The following is a 19552-nucleotide window of genomic DNA, read 5'->3' on the forward strand; positions in this document are numbered from 1 at the left end:
CGGCTATATCTCGCTGTTGCCCGACCTCGGGCCAGCAAGGATAACGCCTCCATCGGGGCTAGATACAAACATTAGGCTTCTTTTAAAGATTGCAATAATGCGTTTTATCTTATTAGTAAAAAATCAATTGCCTCCAGCTTTAGGTGGTGAAATTAAGATGAAAATAAAAAAGGCTTTATCCAAACATACGAGTTTGGCTAAAGCCTTTCATTTGTTCAATAAAAAAACCTCCAGCTAAAGCTGGAGGCAATTGAGATTTTTGATTTTATAATAATAAGTAAATCGTTCTGAAAAAATTTAACTCAAATGCTCAATCATATCTTTTGTCATGGTTTCCAAATCAAATTTATGATTCCATCCCCAGTCTTCTCTGGCAGAACTGTCGTCAATACTTGCTGGCCAGCTATCCGCAATTTTTTGACGGAAATCTGGATTATAAGTAATTTCAAACTCCGGAATATGTTTTTTGATTTCTGCAGCAATTTCTGTCGGAGTAAAACTCATGGCCGCCAAATTGTATGATGAATGAATTTTAATTTCTTCAGCCGGAGCTTTCATGATGTTGATGGTTGCGTCAATTGCATCATCCATATACATCATCGGCATTTTGGTTTCCGAAGATAAAAAGCATTCGTATTTTTTATCGGCAATAGCTTTGTAGAAAATATCAACAGCATAATCTGTCGTTCCACCGCCTGGAGGAGTTGACCAGCTGATCAAGCCCGGATAACGAATACTGCGAACATCAACACCATAAATGTTATGGTAATATTCACACCATCTTTCGCCCGCTTGTTTACTGATTCCGTAAACGGTTGAAGGTTCCATTACGGTATATTGAGGTGTGTTTTCTTTTGGAGTAGTTGGTCCAAAAACGGCGATACTTGAAGGCCAGAAAATCTTTTTTATTTTTTTGGCTTTAGCCAAATTCAAAACGTGAAAAAGCGAATTCATATTCAAATCCCAAGCAAAAGCAGGGTTTTTTTCAGCAGTTGCAGACAAAAGCGCGGCCATTAAATATACATCTGTAATTTGGTGCACTTCGACAAGATGTTCAATTTGGTTAAAATCTAAAGCATTGACCACTTCAAAAGGTCCTGAGTTAACAACATCAGTATTTAATTTTCGGATATCAGAAGCAATTACGTTTTCTGTTCCGTACAGCTTGCGTAGTTTTTGGGTCAGTTCGGTCCCAATTTGACCACAAGCGCCAATGATCAATATTTTCGGATTCATTTTGTGTGAGTTTTAGAAAGACAAATATAACGTTTTCGCAATTACGTACGTTTTTTAGAATCATAAATTATAGATTCAATAATGAAAAAGTTTGTTTGTTGGATAATTCTCTTTTTCAGGGGTGTGTCTTTGTGCCTACAAGAGTGTGCCCTTGTGCCTTTGAAAAATCGACAGAAAAATTTATTTCTCTTGGTTAAATTATAAAAAGAAAATCATTTTAATTCAGTCAATTCTATCTAACTTTTTTAACTTTAAAAATAAGCGCAAAATCTTAGCGTCTCTGCGCCTTTGCGTGCAAATTTCTTGTTGCTGAAACAAGAAGCTTTATGTTTTAATCTCGCGAAGTCGCAGAGACGCTAAGATTTTAAAGCAATTTTTTTTTGAATTATTGTTTCGATTTCCTCTAAGGATTGTCAACTTAGAAATTCTTATCAAAGTCCAACAACTTTTTTCAAATCTGTGGCAAAACAACAACAATGATTTAGAGAATCTTTGGCAAAAATCAGAATTCGTAATTGTAAATTTACTTCGTAACTTTGCGACTTAATGTTTTGCCAAATGAAATATAAAATAGCTCTCTTTTTACTTTTGACTTTTCTGTTGCAATCTTGTCAAGATGAAAATGCAAAACGCCTTGCAGAACAACAAAAAGTAGCCAAAAAGAATGAGAAAATCTTCAATAATATTAATAAAGCCTGGACCTTTATCGACGAGCCAATTAATGAAGCTGCAGAAAAAAATGCGGGTACATGGACAGAATGGCGCGAATTTTTAAAGGAACTTGGAGACAAGCCTAGAAGAACAATTGGTGCATTTCAAAAAAAGTCAAAAGCGATTGCAAAAAAAGCAATGGCATTGAACAATAATATTCCGGCAGAATTAAATCAACCAGCCATAAAAAGCAGAATTTCTATTTTGATTACCAAAGTCAAAATGATGGATTTGTTTATCAATTTGAGCACAATTCCAGATGATAAAGTGACATTTTTGATTGGTGAAATCAATAAGGAAATTATTTCATTGGAAAGACAAATGGATAAAATTGTCGAAAAAGCGAAAATTCCAAAAGAACAAGGGGAAGAAGATTTCTTGAGAATGTTAGATACAACACGAGCGATTCCGAGTTCAGGAATGCCACAAGTTCCATTGCAAAAAACGGATCAAAATACACCAAAAGTTGAGTAAGAACGCCTTATATACCACATACGATAATCTGCCAAAAGCGCAGCAGATTGCGACAAGCTTGCTAGAAGGGAATCAGATAAAAATGAACTTTAGTGGCTTGTTGGGATCGGCGGTTTCATTTTTAATACGTTCTGTTTTCAGAAAAACTGAGCTGCCTTTTCTGATAGTTTTAGACAACAAAGAAGAAGCGGCGTATTATTTGAATGATTTAGAACAAATGATTGGTGAGCAAGATGTTTTGTTTTATCCAGCTTCATTTCGTCGTCCGTACCAAATTGATGAAACCGATAATGCCAATGTTCTGCTTCGTGCTGAGGTTTTAAACCGAATCAATTCGCGTAAAAAACCAGCGATAATTGTTACGTATCCAGAAGCGCTTTTTGAAAAAGTAGTAACAAGAAGAGAACTCGATAAAAACACCTTAAAAGTAGCTTTAAATGATAAAATTTCGATTGATTTTATCAACGAAGTTTTGTTTGAATACGAATTCAAGAGAGTAGATTTTATTACCGAGCCTGGAGAGTTTTCAGTTCGTGGAGGAATTGTCGATGTGTTCTCTTTCTCAAATGATCATCCGTATCGAATTGAGTTTTTTGGAAATGAAGTAGACAGCATCCGAACTTTTGATGTTGAAACGCAATTATCTGTTGAAACGCATAAAAAAATCACGATTATCCCGAATGTCGAAAACAAACTTTTTCAGGAAAACCGTGAGAGTTTCTTAGATTATATTGCTGAAAAAACAGTTCTTTTCATTCAAAATACTGAAGGACTTTTTAGTCAATTAGATAAACAATTTGCGAGGGCTGAAGAAGCTTTTGAGAAATTGTCGAAAGAAATAAAACACGCTACGCCAGAACAATTGTTTTTAAATCAGGCGTCATTTATAAAAAGATCTTTGGATTTTTCAGTTGTAGAATTGGCTTCAAGACCTGTTTATAAAACCACTAAGAAATTCGAATTTCATATTCAGCCTCAGCCATCTTTCAACAAACAATTTGATTTGTTGCTGAATAATCTGAGCGATAATCATTTTAATGGATACGTGAATTATCTGTTTTGTTCAAATGACACTCAGGCCAAACGTTTTCATGATATTTTTGAATCTTTGGATGAAGCCAATTCAGAAAATATCAGGAAACACTATCATACCATTGTATTGCCTTTATACCAAGGTTTTATTGATGAAGAAAACCAAATAACGGCTTATACCGATCATCAGATTTTTGAGCGTTATCATAAATTCAACATCAAAAACGGATATTCGAAAAAGCAAAACATAACCCTTAAAGAATTAACCGCACTTTCCGTTGGCGATTATGTAACACATATCGATCACGGAATTGGGAAATTTGGCGGTTTACAGAAAATTCAGGTGGAAGGCAAAACGCAGGAAGCTATAAAATTGGTTTATGCCGATAATGATATTGTTTATGTGAGCATTCACTCGCTTCATAAAATTTCCAAATACAACGGAAAAGACGGAACGCCTCCCAAAATCTATAAATTAGGTTCGAACGCCTGGAAAGTTTTAAAACAAAAAACCAAAGCGCGCGTCAAACATATTGCCTTTAACTTAATTCAGTTGTATGCAAAACGACGTTTGGAAAAAGGTTTTCAATTTGCACCTGATAGTTACTTGCAAAACGAATTGGAAAGTTCGTTTATTTACGAAGATACGCCAGATCAAATGAAATCAACGGCAGAAGTGAAAGCCGATATGGAAAGTGATCGCCCAATGGATCGTTTGGTTTGTGGTGATGTTGGTTTTGGAAAAACGGAGGTTGCGATTCGTGCTGCTTTTAAAGCGGTAGATAATAGTAAGCAAGTTGCGGTTTTAGTTCCGACTACTATTTTAGCGTACCAGCATTATAGAACTTTTTCGGAACGATTAAAAGATATGCCGGTTACAATTGGTTACTTAAACCGATTTAGAACGGCAAAACAAAAAACGCAGACTTTAAAAGATTTAGCCGAAGGAAAACTAGATATCGTAATTGGAACGCATCAATTGGTCAATAAAAATGTAGTTTTTAAAGACTTAGGATTACTGATTGTTGATGAGGAACAAAAGTTTGGTGTAAACGTAAAAGATAAACTGAAAACCATTGCGGCCAATGTTGATACGCTGACTTTGACTGCAACGCCAATTCCGAGAACGCTTCAGTTTTCTTTGATGGCAGCTCGAGATTTATCGGTAATTACAACGCCTCCGCCAAACCGATATCCGATTGAAACGAATGTTGTTGGTTTTAATGAAGAAATTATTCGTGATGCGATTTCGTATGAAATTCAGAGAAACGGACAAGTTTTCTTCATCAATAATAGAATTGAAAATATAAAAGAAGTAGCAGGAATGATTCAGCGTTTGGTTCCAAATGCAAGAGTCGGAATTGGCCACGGACAAATGGACGGTGCCAAACTAGAAGAATTGATGTTAGGTTTCATGAATGGAGATTTTGATGTTTTGGTAGCAACAACCATTATCGAAAGTGGTTTAGACGTTCCAAATGCGAACACGATTTTCATCAATAATGCCAATAATTTCGGATTGTCAGATTTGCATCAAATGCGTGGTCGAGTAGGGCGAAGCAACAAAAAAGCATTCTGTTATTTCATCTGTCCGCCGTATTCATCAATGACCGAAGATGCTAGAAAACGTATTCAAGCACTGGAACAATTCAGCGAATTGGGAAGCGGTTTCAATATTGCGATGAAAGATTTGGAGATTCGTGGAGCAGGAGATTTATTAGGAGGAGAACAAAGCGGTTTCATCAATGAAATTGGTTTTGATACGTACCAGAAAATCATGAATGAGGCGATTGAAGAATTGAAGGAAAATGAATTCAAAGATTTATATCCAGAGGAAAATGATATCGATACCAAAGAATATGTAAAAGACATTCAAATCGATGCCGATTTTGAACTTTTATTCCCAGATGAATACATTAACAACGTTTCTGAACGTCTAGTTTTATATAACGAATTAGGAGCGATAAAAGACGAAGCGGGTTTACAGGAATTTGAGAAAAAACTAATAGACCGTTTCGGGCCATTGCCAAAACCTGCTGTTGCTTTATTAAACAGCATCAGAATAAAATGGATTGCCACGAAAGTTGGAATTGAGAAATTAGTCTTGAAACAAGGCAAAATGATTGGCTACTTCGTATCCGATCAGCAGTCCGATTATTACCAATCGGTGAAATTCAGAAACGTTTTAAACTTTGTTCAAAAACATAGCAATCTTTGTAAAATGAAAGAAAAACAAACCGTTAATGGATTACGTTTGTTATTGACTTTTGAAAATGTGAAGTCTATAAAACGGGCTTTGGAGTTGATGGAGTTGTTCGAGGAGTAATTTTTTGTTTTTTAGAAGCAGAAATTTATAGCTTCAAAGAAACACCTGTCCCGCTATCCCTTACAATCTTTTGTACCGAACCCCGGCACAAAAGGATTTCCAGTTCTATCGGGGCTAAACGAGAAATTTAGTAATTCTTTTCACCATTTTTAAAGTTGCTTATGATTCTATGAATACTGATAAGAAAACATTTTTTGATAAAATTAGTTCGCAAATACTATATCGATTAGGTTTTGCTGGCTTATTTCCAAATTTAGGATTGATTACAGGCGGGATTCTGTTATTTCATGGTTTTAAAAGAAAAGATTTAAAGATGAAAATAATAGGAATAGCCAGTATACTTTTTACTCCATTATTTTGGCTTCTTTTAGAAAATAGTGAGCTACATAAAAAGCAACTTATAGAACTTACAAAATATCAATTAAATGAAGTTGTAAAAGATTTAGAGTTTTACAAGAGTAAAAATGGTCAATATCCAGATAGCCTGGCAGAATTAAAGCCTCAAAATAAATTTTTTAATGACGAGGAACTTTTTATCAATGAGTTTGATTTTACGAAATCAAAGCTTGTTAGATTTTATTATAAGAAAGTTGAAAATGATTATATTTTGAAATCATCAGGCCCAGATTTGATTTTGGGTACAAAAGACGATATTTATTCACAATTGAAAAAATAAAAAATGCCTTTTGAAATTCTCAAACGGCATTTTTTTTTATAACTTTTCTCCATTTAAAGTATTACTGATATTATTAAAAGCCTCTTCAATGTTCTTTAAATTAGCATTTTCTTTATGATACATCAAAGAAGTGTAAAGTTTAATAATTTCAGAACCAGAATCAAATTCGATAATATTATTAAGCTTAATGATATAATTGGTCATATTGCTTTTATTGTACCATCTTTCAAAAGTAGCAAATCTTTGAAATGCTTTTTTGTCATTATCATCGCAAATGTAAATTAATGCATCTTGAGTATTTTCAAAAAATGTTGTTATAATGTTTTTAATTGTTTCTGAAACAAATAAATCAAACGGTGCAGGTTCAGTACTAATTCTATCTATTGTGATCTGATAAATATTTCCCAATTCTAAACCATCACCTATGCATGTAGCTAGTGTGAAATCTTCGTAGAAAGCAACTCTGTATTCGATTTGTCTTTTTGTTAAAAAAGTGTAATAACCAGAATCAGAATTAAAAGTATAATTATATTGTTTTGACAAGCTTGATACCTTTTGAAGTTAAGGTTTCGGCAGAGATTTTTCCTTGTAAAAAAGAACGTACGGCAATCTTATCTTCTCTCATTTTGATAATTGCTTCTTTAATTACTTCTTTATTTACAGTTGTAGTTTTCATATTGCAAAGTAATAGTTTTAAGTTGAATATTGCAAAAAAAGTAGTATTATTTTTATGTTTTGTGTGTAAATTAATGATTGTAAATTGATTAATTGTATTAAATTAAGGTAAAAAGAAATAAAATTAAATTTTATTAAAAAATGGCGCACGAAAATTCATGCGCCATTTTTACATACTACTAATTAACCAAAATTTATAGCTTCTTCAATCCTTTTAACTCAGAAGCATTTCCTTCTTTAATACTTACAGCAACACCTCCGCCTGGAGCTAAATATTGCTTTAGTTTGCTTTTTGAGCTTACGATAACTTTAGTAACCGTATATTTCTGCGGATTTTCTTTCCAGTTTGCTTCTTTTGCATCAGCGTAAATAGTTGCTATGTAGTTTTTTCCAGCTGGCAAATAATCAAATGAAATGTTTGCTGTTCTTGCATTTTCATCAGTAATGCCGCCAATAAACCATTCGTTTTTGCCTTTTGCTTTACGAGCAATTGTAATGTAATCTCCCGGTTCAGCTTCAAGAATATAGCTATTGTCCCAATCAACAGCTACATCTTTAATGAACTGAAATGCATCTGGAAAACGTTCGTAATTCCCCGGAATATCAGCCGCCATTTGCAACGGACTGTACATGGTAACATAATAAGCCAATTGTTTTACTAAAGTTGTATTGACGCGTTGATTACTTCCAGTTCCGTAATAGGAAAGATCAGTTTGGAAAATTCCCGGTGTGAAGTCCATTGGGCCTCCCATTAATCTTGTAAAAGGCAAAATTGTGGTATGATCGGGAGTTAATCCGCCCATCGATTCAAACTCCGTCCCCCGCGCAGATTCCTGAGCAATCCAGTTTGGAAAAGTTCTGTTTAAACCCGTTGGACGAACCGCTTCGTGGCTGTCAATCATAATTTTATAATCGGCTGCGCGTTTCGCAACATTGATGTAATGATTGACCATCCATTGTCCGTCATGATGTTCACCACGCGGAATAATTTTTCCAACATAACCGGTTTTCACAGCATCATAACCATTGTCATTCATAAATTGAAAAGCACGATCTAAACGACGCTCATAATTAGTTGCTGATCCTGAAGTTTCATGATGCATAATAATTTTTACACCTTTTGAAGCAGCATATTCATGAACTGCTTTTACATCAAAATCCGGATAAGCAGTTACATAATCAAAAACTTCTTCTTTCCAGTTTCCAATCCAATCTTCCCAACCAATGTTCCATCCTTCAATCAAAATGGCATCAAAACCATTTTTTGAGGCAAAATCAATATATTCTTTTGCGCGTTCTGTAGTTGCGCCGTGTTTTCCGTTTGGAGTTAGTTTTGTAAAATCATCAGTTAATTTTACATTGTTTTCTTTCCCGAAAGCCCAAGTGCTTCTTCCAGCAACAAAATATTCCCACCAAATTCCGATGAATTTCACTGGTTTAATCCAAGAAACATCTTTATAACTTGTCGGCTCATTTAGGTTCAGAATTAATTTCGAAGCCAAAATATCTGTTGCTTTATCGCTTACTACAATAGTTCTCCAAGGCGATTGTGCATCGGTTTGCATATAGCCTTTTGCTCCAAGCGCATCTGGCGCTAAATGAGTGATCATTTTATTGTTTACAGCATCAACTTCAAGATACATTGCCGGATAATTGATTAATCCAGCTTCGTGAATATTGATGTACAAACCATCATCAGATTTCATCATTGAAGGCGTTTGTACAGATAATTCTTTTATTGGGCATTGTGCATTGATTTCAATAGTCGCTTTTTTCATCAACGAAGGAATCTCTGAAATCTTCGAAGTTGTATAAGCATATTCATTGGTATCATAATCTCCAGGAATCCAGAAAATTTTATGATTTCCAGCCAAATTAAATTCAGAGCGTTCTTCCTTGATTACAAAATAACTTAGGTCGTTTTGTTTCGGAAATTCATATCTGAAACCTAATCCGTCGTTGAATAATCGAAAACGGATTCGGATAAATCGATTGTTATTTTTTGGCTGAGCCAAAGTGACAACCAATTCGTTATAATGATTTCTAATTGTTTTTTCTTCACCTAAAACCGGATTCCAAGATTCATCAACAGAAGATTGTGCTGTATTTGTAACAGTAAAACCATCCATAAACGAGGCCATGTTTTGAAGTTCCAAACCTAAAGAACTGGGCTTAATAACCGATTTTTGCTTGTATGATAATTGGTAAGAAGGAATTCCGCCTTCTTTTAATTCAAATTTTAAAGAAAGATTTTTGTCTGGCGAAGTTATTTCTTGTGCTTGAAGCCAAAATGAAGTGGCGAATACTAAAAATAAAAGTGCAGTTTTTTTGCCCAAACGAATTTGAAGCAACATTTTTTGGGATTGAAAATTCATGTTATTTGGTTTTGTGCAAATCTAGTTCTATTTAGAGGCTTTTATTGCTTTTTAAGTATTAAATATTGGTGGGCCACTAAGTTTATTTCGGATCCAATGGTAACCGAATTTCCTGTTAAGGCATCTTTCCATGTAGTATTTGCTAAAGCTGTTGGAGCAGTATATGTAACATTTTTGTTTTTAATGTTTGCTACAATTAAAACTTTATCAGAAGTGGTTTCCATTGTAAAAACACTTACTTCATTGCTGCTGTATCCTGTAACTTTTCCTTTTCTTAGCGCTTCGCTTGTATTTCTGAAAGCAATTATTTTTTTGTATTCTTTGAGCATATCATAATCAGCAATAGACCAGTCAATGGCAATTTTATCAAAGTAATCGATTCGTTTTGCATAACCAATTTCCTGTCCGCCATAAATCATTGGAACAGATTTCATGCTTGAAGCAATTGCAAAAGCAGTTAAAGATCCTTTTTTGCCTCCAAAAAGTTCTAACGGAGTTCCGTCAGAAAGATTTACATCATGATTTGTTATGTAGCGAACAATGCGTTTTGAACTGTCTAATTGACCATATTCTTTAGAGCTTTCTGTTTGTAAATAAGAAGCTGGCTGTGTTTCTGAAAACACCTTTTTTAATGCATCGAAATAAGCAAAACCAAAAGTGTAATCGAAACCTGCATCATAATGATTGACTCTTGTGCCTTCTGCCATCATAATCATTTTCTGATTTTTAATTTTACGAATTTCAGTGATAGCTTGCGTCCAAAAAGCCTGTGGAACAAAATCGGCAGCGTCACATCTAAATCCATCAATATTGGCATTGTAAACCCAATAGGACATAGCGTCGATCATGGCATTTTTCATGTCGTTATTATTGTAGTTTAATTGTGCTACATCTTGCCAGTTGGTTCCCGGCGGAATTGTAATATTTCCGTTAGCATCTTTTTGGTACCAATCCGAATGTGCTGTAATCCATTGATTATCCCATGAAGTATGATTGGCAACCCAGTCTAAAATGACAGCCATGTTTTTACTATGTGCTTCTGTAACCAAAGAGCGCAGGTCATCAAGTGTTCCAAAAGCAGCATTTACCGCTTTGTAATCTTTTACAGAATATGGAGAACCTAATTTACCAGCCATTTTTACCTGTCCAACAGGATAAATTGGCATTAAGTAAATTACATTCGCACCTAATTTCCGAATAGAATCAAGACGGTTTTGAACTCCTTTCAGATTTCCTTCCGGACTAAAAGAACGGATATTTACCTGATAAATAATGGCATCTTCGTTTGCAGGGACTTTGTCAAAAGCAGTTCCATATTGTTGATATCCCGTTCCAGGATCCGGTTTTGGATCCGTTTTAGGACCATCCTCTGAAGAACTGCAGGAAATAAATGCCAAAGCAAACAGCAAAATGAAAACGATGTTGGTTTTTGACTTCATGATTTTAGAAATTAAATTATACAAGACTAGAATTGCAATTTTGTTTTTTTAGATAACCTGCCTTTCGCTCAAAAAAGGCAGGTATCACTCAAACTAATCTAGCTTATATCAAATATGTTAGATTATTTTTTAATTATAGTGCAAGTTGCTGTTGCCGGATAACCTTTTGTTGCCGGATCAGTTTCGTCTATAGTAAACGTAATGTCATAAGTTCCCGCTTCTGTAATTGTATAAGCGCCTTGATCGTCACGGTTAATTGTATTTGTTGATGCATCTTTTGGTCCGTAATTAACGTCCCATTTGTTGTTTAATCTGAATTTTAAAGCTCCCGGAACTAAATCGGCAGTAACTTTCCAGGTTTTTGTTTTATGGTCGTATTTCATTGGAGTACTATTATCCCAACCTCCAGATTGAGCTGTACCAACAATTCCCCAAGAATATGGAGTTGCAGACCATTTTAAAGTATTAAGATTTGCTTTAATTTGGTATGAACCTGCGCTCGGAAGAAATAAATTGTCATCATCCATTCTCACTAAATCTTCATTAGTAGCACCAGCTCCATAAAATTTGGCCCACGTTCTGGCAGTATTTAATTTGAATGCTAATGCAGTGCCTTCGGCAGTCATGTAGCCTTGATAAACTCCTTTTTCGATTGCTGTCAACGCTGCAGCAGTTTCAACTGCCCAACCTTGATAATCTCCTGGCATATAAATTTCGCCAAAAACAATTGCTTTTTCATAAGGAGTCACTGTTATCTCAATTGGATCAGAATAGATATTTCTGTCCATTGCGGCAACAACTCTTATTGCTAATTTTCCTTCTGCATTTGGTTGTAATCCTAAATCAGTTGCAATTTTATTCAAATCACGAACAGTAAAAGATTTAGTCAAGACATCGTTTCCTGCTTCGAATGTTTTAGCATTTAACCACGCTTTAGTGCCAGAAGTATTTGCCGGAAGATCAAATTGAACCGTATATAAAACCGGAGCTTCAATTGGGAAAACAACAGCAGGCCAAGAAATAGTTGTTGCATTAGCGTCGGCTGCGTCTTCTTTAAGTACAATTTTGCTTGCTGAAGATGTAATTGCAGAAGGAAAACTAACCGACTTTAAAACGGTTAATTCTGCATCAGAGTCACAAGAAGTAGCCACGATTACTAATGCAAGTAATGCTACTAATTTATTTATATATTTTTTCATAGTATTTAGCTGTTTTTAGTAACCTGGATTTTGTTTAAGTCCTGGATTGGCATTTAAAGCTGAAGTTGGGATTGGGAATATTTTTCTAAATTCTTGTGATGCGCCTCTGAATTCATTTGGCAACAAGAATTTATCAAAACGAATCATATCTTCTCTACGATGACCTTCCCAGTTTAATTCGCGTCCTCTTTCATCGTAAATATCATCAAGAGTAGGGTTTGAAGCTAAAGCAGTAAGACCAGCACGAGTTCTAATAGCATCAACTAAAGGTTTAGCTGCTCCAGCATTCCCTAAACGAACATTACATTCGGCTGTCATTAACATAACATCAGCATATCTGTAAATTGGGAAATCATTTGAAGCTCCACCGCCGTTCATTGAACCTGCAGGATAAAATTTAACATTTCGCACTCCTTCCTGAGCGCCTGCTCCAGGATTATCTAATGAAGCTACATCCAATGTATAATTTACGTTGCCCGGTTGTGGCCCTAATAAGAATTGTTTTTTACGAATATCTTTATCATCATATTTCGCATAAAAATCTTTAGGAACAATAGATCCGTTCCAGCCACTGTAGCCAAATAATGCATTAGCGTGTGGTCCAATTAAACTACGTACGGTAAAAATATTACGGCCTACAACATCAACAGTAGTGTAAATAGATAAAATGGTTTCATCTTGAGGACTTACATCACCAAACAATTCGTAATATTTATTCCCTAACGGACTTGAAGCATCTGAAAGCGCAGGATGTAGTGAAAAACCACCACCGTTTACAACATTACAAGCCGCAAGACATTCTTGCCATTTTGGAGTTCCGGTTAAAACACCTGCATTCAAGTATACTTTAGCAAGCAAAGTATATCCAGCCCACTTGTTGAATCTGCCGTAAAATTCGCCACCTTTAGTGCCTGGCAATAAATCAACATTGGCTTTTAATTCTGATACTACAAAATCAAATACTACCTGACGACTTGCTTGTGGAATTTTATCGACAGTAATATTGTTATCTGTGTAAAACGGAACACTTCCAAAGTCATCAATTAATAAATAATAGAAAAATGCTCTTAAAACTTTTGCTTCAGCAATTTTTGATGCATCCGCTTTAGAGTCTTCCAATTGTTGTATTGCAAGGTTGGCAGTAAAAATTGATTTGTAAAGCCAGTTCCATGTATTCCCAACGATTTCGTCTGTTGGCAGCCATTGATGTTTGAACAAAATTGCGAATCCAGTTGACCAGTCACCAGTGTTTCTATGCGGAATAACTTGATCATCAGCACACATGGAGTTTAAGTCATACCAACCCATATCGGCACCAGCATAACCAACGCCACCCCAGTTACCAGCGATTTGTGCATATACACTCGCTAAGGCTATGTCAGCTCCTTGAGGAGATCCATAAAAATCTTCTGCAGGGTATTTGTCATACACATTTTCGTCAACATTGGTACAACCTGTCAAAGCCAAGAAACAAATGCTTCCTGCTATAAATATATTTTTGATTTTCATTTCTTTTACTATTTAAATTTAACATTTACACCAAACGAGATGCTTCTGGTACGAGGATAAATTCCTTTATCTCCTCCAAAATATACATTTGGATCTCCACTTCCACTTAAGTTGATTTCAGGATCAATACCTGAATAATTTGTGATAAGGAATAGGTTGTTTCCAGTAAGAGAAAGTCTAATAGAATCTATGAATCGATCTTTAAAACTAAAATTGTATCCGGCAGTAACGTTTTCTAAACGAACAAAAGAACCATCTTCTAACCATAAATTTGAAGAATATTGCGAGGTGTAAATACCTAAGTCAACAGCGCTCCGTAAAACATTGCTTTTTCCAATGTTTTCCATATAACTTGAACGTTGATTTACAGTGTTGTAGATTTTGTTTCCTCCAGATCCTCTTAATAATAAAGAAGCATCAAATTTTTTATATCTCACACTTGGATTGAAAGCGAAAGAATAAGTTGGAAGAGCAGAACCTTGCATTACACGATCCGGACTCATACTACCTTGATCAATAACACCATCACCATTTTGATCTACTACTGTTTCAGCATTTGCAGCATCTTTACCTTGATGTTGCAAAATATTAAATGTGCCTATTGGTTGTCCTTTTATCAAATAAGAATTTGGTGCACCCCAACCTACATAGTCTGTATTTAATGCTACGCCATTAATGCTTCCGCTTAAGTTAAGAACTTCATTACGCATGAAAGAAACGTTTCCTGCTAAAGTAAAAGTCGTATTTTCATTTCGGATTACATCATATGCCAATGCAACCTCTAATCCTTCGTTTTTAATACTACCAACATTAGCTTTGATTTTATCATACGGATATGGAGGTTGTGGAACTGTGTAATCAAATAATAAATTATCTGTTGTTGCAGTATATACATCAATTGTACCTCTTAAGCGGTTGTCGATCAAACCAAAATCAAGACCAATATTGGTTTGTTTTTTGGTTTCCCATTTTAAATCGGCGTTGCCATTTTGAATGATGTTGTAGTTTGGAATTTGAGAGCCTCCAAAATAAGTCGTACCAGCAGCGCCAACTAAAGAAAGTGAGCTTTGAGGCTGTAAACCTTGCTGATTACCGGTAACGCCATATCCTACACGTAATTTCAAATCATTAACAACAGATTGATTAGCCATAAATGATTCTTTCGCAATTTGCCAAGCTACCGAAGCAGATGGGAAATTACCCCATTTGTTGTTTTCTCCAAATACAGAAGATCCATCACGTCTGATACTTGCTGTAACCAAATAACGATCTAATAAAGCGTAATTTACTCTTGCTAAAAAAGAAGCTAAAGTTCTGTCATTTTTATAAGATTGAATATCACCAGGTAAAGCTTTACTCATGTCACCTAATTGAAGGCTGTTATAAGTTGCTAAATCATTGACAAATCCTCTTGCTGCCGAGTAATTTCTTTGCTCACTTTGGTATTGCCATTCATAAAGACCTAAGACATTGATTGCGTGAACTCCAAATGTTTTTTTATAATTCAAACTGATATCCATTAATTTCTCTTCTTGGCGAGTATTATTGATATTTCCAAAACCTTTTTGGTTAATAGCGTTTGCATCTGTGGATTTTGCCGGATTATAAAAACCGATTGAATTATTTGCTTTTCTCCAGCTTCCAAACCAACCAGCCTGCAAACCATCAACGATGTCTAAATCTGCTTTAAGACTTCCAAATAAATTATCGTATTTTCCTTCATTAGTAATTTCTTGTTGAGCCGCATAAGGATTCAAATATTGAAATAAATTAGGATCTGTATAATACGTTGTTCCATCAGATTGAAACACAGGATCAGTAGGACGCATTTGATAGGCTTGAGAAATTAAGTTTGAAACTTGATTCACTCTACCAATACTTTGTACACTGCTGTTCGTGTTACTAATTCCGTTAGTTAAACTATAAGTCAAAGTTAATTTGTCATCCAAAGCTTTTTGAGTCGCTTGTAATCTTGCAATATATTTTTTGTTATCAGAGTTGATCACAACACCATCTTGTAAAATAGCACTTAAAGACCCGTGGTAACTAAATTTTTCAGACCCACCACCAAATGAAAGCGTGTGCGTTTGCGTAAATCCTGTTTGTGTTAAAATTCCGTACCAATCTGTGTTTGCACCATGATTTGCAGAAGCAGGAACTCCAACACTTTGAGCTGCAGTCCACCATTGATCAGCATTTAGAAAATCTAATTTTTTTGGAATAAAATCGATAGCAGAAGAACCTACGTATTCAAAAGTTGTTTTTCCTGATTTATTGGTTTTAGTGGTTACAATGATAACTCCGGCAGCTCCTCTAGATCCATAAACGGCTGTAGCTGAAGCATCTTTTAGAATATCGATAGACGATATTTCTGTTGGAGGAATTGAGTTTAATAAATCTAGATTTCCCTGAATTCCATCTACTACAACTAGAGGGTCGCTTCCACCAATTAAAGAACTTACTCCACGAATACGCACACTTGGACCAGAACCCGGTTCGCTACCAATTTGGTTAATATTTACACCTGCCGCTTTTCCAGAAATTAATTGCAACGGATTTACAATTGCACCTTGATTCATCTCTTTTGCTGTAATTGTAGAAACTGCACCCGTTACATCTTTTTTAGTAACAGATCCATAACCAACTAAAACTACTTCTTGTAAGTTTGTTGCGTCTGGTTCAAGCTTAATGTTGATTATTTTTTGGTTTGCCGTTACTTTTTTGTCTTTGTAACCAACAAATGATACCACAATTACAGATTGATTACTGGCAACGGTAATCGTAAATTTTCCGTCAAAATCTGTCGCAACTCCATTTTTTGTTCCTTCTTCATTTACAGACGCACCCGGAAGCGGACTTCCATTTTCATCAGTAACAATTCCTGAAACGGTTTGTTTTTCAAACTCAATAACTTGTGTTTTAAGCTCCGGCTTTTTTAAGATAATCTGTGTATCTCGAATTTTAAATTCGGTTGGAGTACCTTTAAAAAGCTTATCTAGAACAACGTAGATAGACTGATCTTTTACCGAAATCGAAACTGTTCTGTCTAGATCAATATCATTTAGTTTATAAATAAATCTGAAATCGGTTTTTTGTTCTATGGTCTCAATCACCTTTTCGATTGTTGAATTGTTCAATTCCAGCGTTACTTTTGTCTTTTGGGCATAAGTATTCGCTCTAATATTAAACATGGCGACCAAAATAAGTAATGTAGTTAGTTTCAATTTTAGGTCATTTTGGAACACTCGGTATAAAAACCCAGTATTCTTTGATTTTTTTTTCATAATTTTGTTAATTGATTGTAGTTAATTCGTTATATTCAATCACTTAGTAAATCGGAAATTGTTCGCAGCTCTTTCCGATTTTTTTATTCCCGTACTTTAGTTCATCATAGATTGTAATTGGTTTTAAGTGGTTATTTAATTAGTATTTGATTGTCTTTGATAGTATAATTAATGCCATGAATATCATTAAAATAGCTCATAACATTTTCAATAGATTCTTCCTTAAAGCTGGCATTGAATTTTTCGTTGGCTAATTTTTCGTTTTTGTTTACAATTGTAACATTATAGCGTCTTTCCAGTTTAGTGATAATGTTTTTGAAAGTCATATTTCTAAAGGTCAAGCCTCCATTTATCCACGAAGTGTAAATATCTGTGAGAACAGGTTTGGTCGAAATTTTAGCATTTTCTTTATTGAAGCTTCCTTTAAATCCAGGTTTCAAAATCGTGTTTTTTAAAGCATCAAATTCTTGGTTTGATTGATACATCCCAACAGAACCTTCAACCAAAACAACATCAGTCAATGCATCTTCTGGATAGTTAGAAACGTTGAAATGCGTTCCTAAAACACGAACATTCAAGTTGTCGGCATTTACGATAAATGGATGTTTTTTGTCTTTGGCAACATCAAAAAAAGCTTCTCCGTCAAGAAATACTTGTCTGTTTTCGCCAGCAATAAATTTTATGGGATATTTTAAAGTTGTTCCCGAATTCAGATGAACAAATGTTCCGTCAGATAATTGAAGGCGGAATTTTTTTCCGTACGGAATTTTGATCGTGTTGTAAACCAATTTTTCAGGATCTGAACTGTTTTCGTAAACTAACTTATCTCCAGTTTGATTTCCAACAACATTGCCTTTTGAGTCTTTTACAATCGATGAATTTTTTTCAGAAATTACTTGAATATCGCCATTTTCTAATTGAAGGACAATGTCTGTGCTTTTGAAATCAAATTCTTTTTCAGCCGGTTTAGTTGCAAGATTTTGTTTGTAGAAAAAACCAATTCCCAACAAAACAACAACAGATGCAGCAATCGAAATGTATCTTCTATAATTTGATTTTCTTGCCGGCAGTTCGATTACATTTTGATCTTCTTCTTTTTCTTTGGAAGCAGATAAAATATTCATAAAAATATCGTCGGCAGTCTGTTTATCCATTTTTGGCATTTCATCCAAAAGATTTTGAACATCTTCTACTGTCGGAAAATCATCAGTAAGTTGATTTTTTTTATAATAAGCAATTACCTCGTTTGTTTCTTCGGGCGTACATTGGTTCAAAACAAACTTTTGTAAAAGACTTTTTATTTCAGAATTTGAATTCATTACGAATTGTTTTAGGTCGGGATTTTATATAATACAATCGAAATGAAGTTGAGTACTACTCAGATGTTATAAATTTTTCAATTTTAACATTTGAAAGATTAAATTAAATTTCAAACAATTGATTGTCAGTATTTTGACGAATATGTTTTTTTGAAAAAAAATGATACTATAGAATATTTGCCTGCAGATATAAACAGATTTAAACTGGTTTGCACAGATTTTAGTTTAATTTTTTTCGCATTTTTTCAAATATGGCCCGCGGTTTCAACCGCAGGGACGCAATGTAATCACAGCGCAGAATTGTAATCTGAATCGCGATCTGCATCACATACGTCTCTCGCGGTTGAAACCGTGGGCTACATTTTATAATAATTTTTGAAATTTTCGTGGAAATTGAACAGAAATTGAAATAATTAAAAATCTGTGCAAACCAGTTTAAATCCGTTAAATCCGTGACCCATCTTCTCACTAAGAACAAAAAAAATCACTCCGAAGAGTGATTTGATTGGTTAAAAAATTGGTTTTGGTTAGATAATCTCATCATGAACTTGAAAAAAGACTCGCATGGATTCCAGTGCTTTGCTCATTTGGTTCCTGACAGTATTTATAGAGATGCCGAGTTCTTCGCTTATTTCTTCGTAACTCATGCCTTTCTTTCGGGACATTTTAAAAATTTGCTTTCGCTTGGGGGGCAATTGTTTTATGGCTTGTTTGCGAAGTTTTTTGCAATCTTCTTCGCGAATCGAATAATCGCCGTATTCATGAGATTTTTGACTTTCATAAAAAACAGCTTCTTTTAAAACCTGATCATTTGCAGCTTTATTCAAAGTATTAAAAGCCTGATTTCTCGCAATGGTAAAAATATAAGCTTTAAATGACTGCTCCAGATTCAAGTTTTCGCGATGCTGCCATACCTTCATAAAAACATCCTGAACATTTTCTTCGGCAGCTTCTTTTGATTTTAAGAGACTAATGCTGTAACCATAAATATCTTGGTAATACAAATCAAAAAGCACGCGAAATGCTTTTTCGCTGCCATTTTTTAGTTCGCTTACCAATAATTTGTCGCTATGATCTTTGGCTTCCAACATTAAATTAATTAGTTTGTATTTAAATCTAATTATATTACGATACTGTTAAAATCGATACTCTAATGCGTTGAGTGATTAGCAAATATATAAAAATATAATTCGCATAAAAAAGTCAAAAAATACACTTATTTGTATTTTTGAAAAATTACGACTGCTTCGATGGCAGGAAATACAGCGTTAAAATGCTTTTTATCAAGTTGATAACT

13 protein-coding genes are annotated in these 19552 nt (G+C 34.6%); 3 read left to right on the forward strand and 10 right to left on the reverse strand.

Annotated features, from left to right (window positions below; all coding sequences use genetic code 11):
• Nucleotides 1-297: 297 nt before the first annotated feature.
• Nucleotides 298-1236, reverse strand: a complete 939-nt coding sequence (locus SCB73_RS07810) for an L-threonine 3-dehydrogenase (RefSeq protein WP_320569499.1) — start codon at nucleotides 1234-1236, stop codon at nucleotides 298-300.
• Between the two features lie 558 nt (nucleotides 1237-1794).
• Here SCB73_RS07810 and SCB73_RS07815 point away from each other — a divergent pair.
• The 3 genes from SCB73_RS07815 to SCB73_RS07825 all read left to right on the forward strand — a co-directional run bounded on the left by SCB73_RS07815 (nucleotide 1795) and on the right by SCB73_RS07825 (nucleotide 6455).
• A complete protein-coding gene (locus SCB73_RS07815) occupies nucleotides 1795-2421 on the forward strand; it encodes a hypothetical protein (protein ID WP_320569500.1) in 627 nt (208 codons plus the stop codon).
• Nucleotides 2414-5779, forward strand: a complete 3366-nt coding sequence (gene mfd / locus SCB73_RS07820) for a transcription-repair coupling factor (RefSeq protein ID WP_320569501.1) — start codon at nucleotides 2414-2416, stop codon at nucleotides 5777-5779. Before SCB73_RS07815 ends, mfd begins: the two co-directional genes overlap by 8 nt.
• 169 nt (nucleotides 5780-5948) lie before the next feature.
• Entirely contained in the window at nucleotides 5949-6455 is a 507-nt protein-coding gene (locus SCB73_RS07825; protein ID WP_320569502.1) for a hypothetical protein, read from the forward strand.
• 36 nt (nucleotides 6456-6491) lie between these two features.
• Here SCB73_RS07825 and SCB73_RS07830 read toward each other — a convergent pair whose 3' ends face one another.
• The 9 genes from SCB73_RS07830 to SCB73_RS07870 all read right to left on the reverse strand — a co-directional run bounded on the left by SCB73_RS07830 (nucleotide 6492) and on the right by SCB73_RS07870 (nucleotide 19346).
• Nucleotides 6492-6998 carry a DUF6169 family protein gene (locus SCB73_RS07830; protein ID WP_320569503.1) on the reverse strand — a complete coding sequence of 169 codons (507 nt, stop codon included), beginning with the start codon at nucleotides 6996-6998 and terminating at the stop codon, nucleotides 6492-6494.
• Nucleotides 6982-7131: a hypothetical protein gene (locus SCB73_RS07835; RefSeq protein ID WP_320569504.1), complete on the reverse strand. Its 150-nt coding sequence runs from the start codon at nucleotides 7129-7131 to the stop codon at nucleotides 6982-6984. Before SCB73_RS07835 ends, SCB73_RS07830 begins: the two co-directional genes overlap by 17 nt.
• A gap of 193 nt (nucleotides 7132-7324) precedes the next feature.
• Entirely contained in the window at nucleotides 7325-9505 is a 2181-nt protein-coding gene (locus SCB73_RS07840) for a glycoside hydrolase family 97 protein (RefSeq protein WP_320569505.1), read from the reverse strand.
• Between the two features lie 41 nt (nucleotides 9506-9546).
• Entirely contained in the window at nucleotides 9547-10944 is a 1398-nt protein-coding gene (locus SCB73_RS07845; RefSeq protein ID WP_320569506.1) for an alpha-amylase family glycosyl hydrolase, read from the reverse strand.
• A gap of 122 nt (nucleotides 10945-11066) precedes the next feature.
• Nucleotides 11067-12143 carry a SusE domain-containing protein gene (locus SCB73_RS07850; protein ID WP_320569507.1) on the reverse strand — a complete coding sequence of 359 codons (1077 nt, stop codon included), beginning with the start codon at nucleotides 12141-12143 and terminating at the stop codon, nucleotides 11067-11069.
• A gap of 15 nt (nucleotides 12144-12158) precedes the next feature.
• The gene (locus tag SCB73_RS07855) at nucleotides 12159-13652 is read right to left on the reverse strand and encodes a RagB/SusD family nutrient uptake outer membrane protein (RefSeq protein WP_320569508.1); all 1494 of its coding nucleotides are present in this window, start codon (nucleotides 13650-13652) and stop codon (nucleotides 12159-12161) included.
• A gap of 8 nt (nucleotides 13653-13660) precedes the next feature.
• Nucleotides 13661-16876 (reverse strand): TonB-dependent receptor, encoded by a 3216-nt coding sequence (locus tag SCB73_RS07860; RefSeq protein ID WP_320569509.1) that lies wholly within the window; start codon nucleotides 16874-16876, stop codon nucleotides 13661-13663.
• 191 nt (nucleotides 16877-17067) lie between these two features.
• Nucleotides 17068-18255, reverse strand: a complete 1188-nt coding sequence (locus SCB73_RS07865; protein WP_320569510.1) for a FecR family protein — start codon at nucleotides 18253-18255, stop codon at nucleotides 17068-17070.
• Between the two features lie 527 nt (nucleotides 18256-18782).
• The gene (locus SCB73_RS07870; protein WP_320569511.1) at nucleotides 18783-19346 is read right to left on the reverse strand and encodes an RNA polymerase sigma factor; all 564 of its coding nucleotides are present in this window, start codon (nucleotides 19344-19346) and stop codon (nucleotides 18783-18785) included.
• Between the last annotated feature and the right edge of the window lie 206 nt (nucleotides 19347-19552).

Origin of the sequence: Flavobacterium sp. KACC 22761 (assembly GCF_034058155.1) — a bacterium.
GTDB lineage: Bacteria > Bacteroidota > Bacteroidia > Flavobacteriales > Flavobacteriaceae > Flavobacterium.

Coding starts and splice junctions, on each gene's coding strand:
- SCB73_RS07870 (WP_320569511.1), bottom strand. CDS start 19,346: ATGTTGGAAGCCAAAGATCATAGCGACAAATTATTGGTAAGCGAACTA.
- SCB73_RS07850 (WP_320569507.1), bottom strand. CDS start 12,143: ATGAAAAAATATATAAATAAATTAGTAGCATTACTTGCATTAGTAATC.
- SCB73_RS07865 (WP_320569510.1), bottom strand. CDS start 18,255: ATGAATTCAAATTCTGAAATAAAAAGTCTTTTACAAAAGTTTGTTTTG.
- SCB73_RS07845 (WP_320569506.1), bottom strand. CDS start 10,944: ATGAAGTCAAAAACCAACATCGTTTTCATTTTGCTGTTTGCTTTGGCA.
- SCB73_RS07835 (WP_320569504.1), bottom strand. CDS start 7,131: ATGAAAACTACAACTGTAAATAAAGAAGTAATTAAAGAAGCAATTATC.
- SCB73_RS07825 (WP_320569502.1), top strand. CDS start 5,949: ATGAATACTGATAAGAAAACATTTTTTGATAAAATTAGTTCGCAAATA.
- SCB73_RS07815 (WP_320569500.1), top strand. CDS start 1,795: ATGAAATATAAAATAGCTCTCTTTTTACTTTTGACTTTTCTGTTGCAA.
- SCB73_RS07840 (WP_320569505.1), bottom strand. CDS start 9,505: ATGAATTTTCAATCCCAAAAAATGTTGCTTCAAATTCGTTTGGGCAAA.
- SCB73_RS07855 (WP_320569508.1), bottom strand. CDS start 13,652: ATGAAAATCAAAAATATATTTATAGCAGGAAGCATTTGTTTCTTGGCT.
- SCB73_RS07810 (WP_320569499.1), bottom strand. CDS start 1,236: ATGAATCCGAAAATATTGATCATTGGCGCTTGTGGTCAAATTGGGACC.